Below are 3,297 nucleotides of genomic sequence, written 5' to 3'. Positions count from 1 at the left end.
CTTTACAATTTCAATTCCGCATATTGCTTGCGGTAGCCAACTTGCAAGATCTGATTGTCTCGAACCAAGAGTGGGCGCTTAATCAGCATGCCGTCTGTAGACAAAAGTTCTGCTGCCTCTTCCGCAGAAAACTGAGGAACCTTGTCCTTGAGCCCCAGTTCTCGGTACTTGATACCACTGGTGTTAAAGAAAGACTTAATCTCCAAATCAGAATTGGTCATCCACTGCAAAAGCTCCTTCTGGCTGGGTGTTTCCTTGACAATATCCACCGTTTCAAAGTCCAGCCCCAACTGAGTCAACTCAGCCTTGGCCTTACGGCAAGTAGAACATTTAGGATATTCGATAAATTGCAACATAAATTTCTCCTCCTCTTTCTGCTTCTTCTAGCTTAGAGGACTTTTGCGCTTCTGTCAAGCTGAACACCTTCATGCTCCAAGAGCCATATTTTCTTATCCAGACCCCCTGCATAACCTGTCAACTGCCCCTGACTTCCCAAAACTCGGTGGCAGGGGACTAGGATAGACAAGGGATTACGACCCACAGCCCCGCCCACAGCTTGGGCAGATTTGACCTTCAGCTCCTGAGCAAGCTGACCATAAGTCACCGTTTGACCATAGGGAATGGTCTGGAGATAGGCCCAAACTCGCTGCTGAAAGTCCGTCCCTTGGGCAGACAAGGGAAGGGCAGCTGGATCGGGCTGCTGACCGGAAAAATAGGCATCCAAAAAGTCGCTGGCCAAGTCCAAAAAAGGATGGTTGCCAAAAATAGGAACTTCTGAGAGGCCTCGCTCAAAATATTTCTGTCCTAAAAACCAAGCGCCGACAAGTCCAGACTCATCGGCAACTAAGGAAAGGTCCCCCAAGGGACTTTTGTAAATTTTCTTATAATAGGTCATTTCTTAATCAAACGCACTCGCACGATATTGTCGCTGTTCTCAAACTTGTCAACCAAGTCCTGAATCTTGCTTTCATCCGACTCATCCAAATCCAGCAGAGTATAGGCATAGTCGCCTTTAGAACGGTTGATGATATTATCAATATTGATATTCAAATCACTGACTGCTGTTGAAATCCGAGCCACAATATTCGGCACATTTTTGTTAATCAGGGTAATCCGATAAGGAGCTGAGAGCGCCTGACGGACATTAGGGAAATTCACCGAATTGATAATCTCACCCGTTTTCATGAAACGACGAATAGTTTTACCGGCCATAATAGCACAGTTTAGCTCAGCTTCTTCGGTCGAACCGCCCAGATGCGGAAAGACAGTAATCTGAGGATGGTTGAGCAATTCCTCCACGCCGAAGTCTGTGATATAGCGCTTGACTACACCAGCTTCTAAGGCATCAAAGAGGGCTGCATTGTCCACCAACTCACCCCGAGCGAAGTTGATAATTGTGGTGCCTTTTTGCATGACTTCAAAAGCCGCTTGATTAAAGGTCGCACGAGTATCCTCAGTCAAGGGCACATGAATGGTGATGTAGTCGCTCTTTTCAAAGATTTCTTTGATATCCGCTACCCGCTTGACATGGCTAGAGATATTCCAAGCCGTTTCAATGGATACATAAGGGTCATAGCCCAGGACATTCATTCCCAGACGGTAGGCATCATTGGCAATGCGCCCACCAATAGCACCCAGACCGATGACACCCAGAGTTTTATTGGCAATTTCGGTACCCGCAAACTGCTTTTTGCCAGCCTCCACTTGCTTAGGAACATCGTCTCCGGAGAGACCATTGACCCAGCTGTTTGCTGCAATATAATCACGAGCAGACAGGAGGACAGAAGCCAAGACAGCTTCTTTCACCGCATTGGCATTGGCTCCAGGTGTGTTGAAAACCACGATTCCCTGAGCTGTTGCTTGGTCAACAGGAATATTATTGGTTCCTGCACCTGCCCGCGCAATAGCTTTTAGATTACTTGGAAAATCCTGTCCATGCAGGTTTTGACTGCGCAGAATATAAGCATCCGGATTGTCAGACTTGTCTCCGTCAATCTGAAAAGCGTTGCCCAGCTCCTTGAGTCCAATTTGATTGATATTGTTAAATGTTTTGACACTAAAGACCATAGTTTCCCTCTCTTAAGAATTTTCTTCTTCAAATTTCTGCATAAAGGCGATCAAATCCTTGACACCTTGGAGCGGAAAGGCATTGTAAAGACTGGCTCTCATGCCGCCCACGCTGCGGTGCCCCTTGATATTCTTGAAGCCTGCCGCAGCAGCCTCCTTGTTAAACTTGGCATCCAGCTCTGGACTTGGAGATACGAAAGGAATATTGGCTACTGAGCGTTGCTCCTTGTAACGGACTGGACTGCGATAAAAGTCTGACTGCTCAATGAAGTCGTATAGCAGACCTGATTTTTCGTGATTGCGCTTTTCCATTTCTGCTACGCCACCCAGCTCCTTGACCCATTCAAAGACCAGCTTGGCAATATAGATGGCAAAAGTCGGCGGTGTATTGTAGAGAGAACCATTGTCCGCCTGAATGCGGTAGTCCAGCATACTAGACAGAACGGGCTCATCATTGAGCAGATCCTCACGAATGATGACCACCGTTACACCAGCAGGTCCAATATTCTTCTGAGCCCCAGCATAAATCAACCCGAAATCCTCTACTCGGTACTGAGCGGCTAGGATATTAGAAGACATGTCCGCCACAATCGGAACGCCATTGGTCGCCGGCAGGTCGTAGATAGCCGTTCCTTCAATAGTATTATTGGTTGTCAGATGCACGTAAGCCGCTTTAGGATCGATGTCCGCTGGATCAAAAACTGGAATTTCCGCATAAATCGAATCCTCAGATGAAGCCAAGAGAATGGGCTCAAAAGGCAGGGTCTTAGCCAGCTTGACAGCCTCTGTGTAGGCCTTCTTACCCCAAGAACCAGCCACTAAATAGTAAGCCTTACCCCCCTTGGCGAGATTGAGCGGAATCATAGAAAACTGAGTAGAGGCCCCTCCCTGCAGGAAGAGTACGCGGTAATTATCCGGAATAGCCATGAGCTCACGCAGCAAGCTCTCCGCTTCTTTGATAATGTCGTCAAACTCCTTGGATCGGTGGGATAGCTCCATCACACTCATGCCACTTTGGGCATAGTCTAAAAACTCAGCCTGAGCTTTTTTCAAGACTTCCTTAGGCAATACTGCTGGTCCAGCAGAGAAATTGTAAATGGTCATATCCTACCTCCAAAAATGTATTTTGTCTATCATATCACAATATTCAGAAAATTTCTATAACACTTCCAAAAAAATTCCTACTTGAGGAGAATTTCCGAACAAAAGGAGGATTTTTAGCAAAAACGG

4 protein-coding genes are annotated in these 3,297 nt (G+C 46.7%); all 4 read right to left on the bottom strand.

The annotated features are described in order from the left end of the window. Positions 1 to 2 precede the first annotated feature (2 nt). The 4 genes from STRDD04_RS06755 to serC are packed head-to-tail and all read right to left on the bottom strand — an operon-like array spanning position 3 to position 3,171. Positions 3 to 356 (bottom strand): arsenate reductase family protein, encoded by a 354-nt coding sequence (locus STRDD04_RS06755; RefSeq protein WP_062200537.1) that lies wholly within the window; start codon positions 354 to 356, stop codon positions 3 to 5. Between the two features lie 32 nt (positions 357 to 388). Next, on the bottom strand, positions 389 to 895 hold the full coding sequence (locus tag STRDD04_RS06750; protein WP_062200535.1) for a methylated-DNA--[protein]-cysteine S-methyltransferase: 507 nt from the start codon (positions 893 to 895) through the stop codon (positions 389 to 391). Further along, complete coding sequence (locus STRDD04_RS06745; RefSeq protein ID WP_062200534.1) at positions 892 to 2,067, bottom strand: 3-phosphoglycerate dehydrogenase family protein; 1,176 nt, start codon at positions 2,065 to 2,067, stop codon at positions 892 to 894. The genes STRDD04_RS06750 and STRDD04_RS06745 overlap by 4 nt, the downstream gene beginning before the upstream one ends. Positions 2,068 to 2,079: 12 nt before the next feature. Continuing rightward, positions 2,080 to 3,171: a 3-phosphoserine/phosphohydroxythreonine transaminase gene (gene serC, locus STRDD04_RS06740; protein WP_062200532.1), complete on the bottom strand. Its 1,092-nt coding sequence runs from the start codon at positions 3,169 to 3,171 to the stop codon at positions 2,080 to 2,082. Between the last annotated feature and the right edge of the window lie 126 nt (positions 3,172 to 3,297).

This window comes from Streptococcus sp. DD04, assembly GCF_001578725.1.
GTDB classification, from domain to species: domain Bacteria; phylum Bacillota; class Bacilli; order Lactobacillales; family Streptococcaceae; genus Streptococcus; species Streptococcus sinensis.
This window is presented reverse-complemented; position numbering and strand designations above follow the sequence as displayed.